The sequence below is a fragment of the Rhodoferax sp. OV413 genome (assembly GCF_900104385.1).
GTDB lineage: Bacteria > Pseudomonadota > Gammaproteobacteria > Burkholderiales > Burkholderiaceae_C > Rhodoferax_B.
Genome location: NZ_FNJA01000023.1, coordinates 1 through 1,231, shown reverse-complemented (window position 1 = coordinate 1,231; position 1,231 = coordinate 1). Strand labels below are relative to the sequence as shown.

The following is a 1,231-nucleotide window of genomic DNA, read 5'->3' as shown; positions in this document are numbered from 1 at the left end:
GCGGCGGATTCAACCGGTCGATGCAACAGTTTCGCTGAACATCTCAGCGGGCGTCTTGAAGCCAAGCGTCTTGCGTGGCCTCTGGTTCAATTGTCTCGCAATCGCGTTGAGCTGTAGCTGTGAGTAGCCAGAGATGTCGACGCCCTTCGGCATGTACTGTCTGAGCAGCCCGTTCGTGTTCTCATTGCTTCCACGCTGCCAAGGGCTTTGCGGATCGCAGAAGAAGACCTGGATGTCGGTAGCCATCGTGAAGCGCTTGTGTGCTGCCATTTCCTTGCCTCGATCCCAGGTCAATGACTTGTACAGTTCCTGGGGCAGCTTGCGCGCGTTCTTGATGAGCGCATTGACGACCGTCTCAGTGTTCTTGCCGTCGACCTTCACCAACATCACATAGCGCGTCTGGCGCTCGACCAACGTTGCGATTTGACTGTTGCCGCTGCCGAACAGCAAGTCTCCCTCCCAGTGCCCGGGCACAGCCCGATCCTCGACAGACGCCGGTCGTTCGCTGATAGAGACTGCTTCAACAATCTGGCCGTGGCCCGCAGTCTTCTGCGTGTAGTGACGCGAACGGCGCATGCCACGAGTTCGTCTCAGATGCTCCAGCAGTTCCTTCTTCAAGGCACCACGCGCTTGAATGAACAGAGTGCGGTAAATGGTTTCGTGTGACACGTGAAGGCGCTCATCGCACGGATAAGTATGCTTTAGCCAGCCTGCGACTTGCTCCGGCGACCAGAGCATTCGCAGCTTGCCCGCGACGATGCGGGCCAAGTCGCGATTCTCCGCGAGCTTGCAGAGTTTTGGCCGTAGCGCTCGATTCCATGCGTCGCTGTCGGCCTGGGTGGCGCGGTAGCATTCTTGGCCGCCGTTGCGCTTCAACTCGCGACTGATTGTCGATGGTGCTCTGCCGAGGCGTGCAGCGATCGATCGGATCGATTCGCCTGCAACGATCGCGAGCGATATCTCTTCCCTTTCGAACAAAGTCAAGGCTGTCGCGGACCGGCACCGTTCCGGCGGCCGAATGCCACCCGTTTTCACCAAAATGTTTTGGATCGAAGTGTGCGGCCGGTCAAACAGTTGGCCAATCTGGTGAAGCGTCCAACCTTCCTTCCATCGCTCCCACATCAGCGCCTTCTGGCTGTCGGTATAGTAGTTTCGTGTCCGGTACTTCATCTGCAACACTCCGTCTGCTCACGCAGTTCTCAGTGTGTTGCATCGACCGGTTGAATCCGCC

The 1,231-nt window shown here is 57.9% G+C and carries 1 protein-coding gene; it reads right to left on the bottom strand.

Annotated features, from left to right (window positions below; translation table 11 throughout):
* Positions 1-9 precede the first annotated feature (9 nt).
* Positions 10-1,170 carry an IS30 family transposase gene (locus BLT66_RS26350; RefSeq protein ID WP_092762929.1) on the bottom strand — a complete coding sequence of 387 codons (1,161 nt, stop codon included), beginning with the start codon at positions 1,168-1,170 and terminating at the stop codon, positions 10-12.
* Positions 1,171-1,231 lie beyond the last annotated feature (61 nt).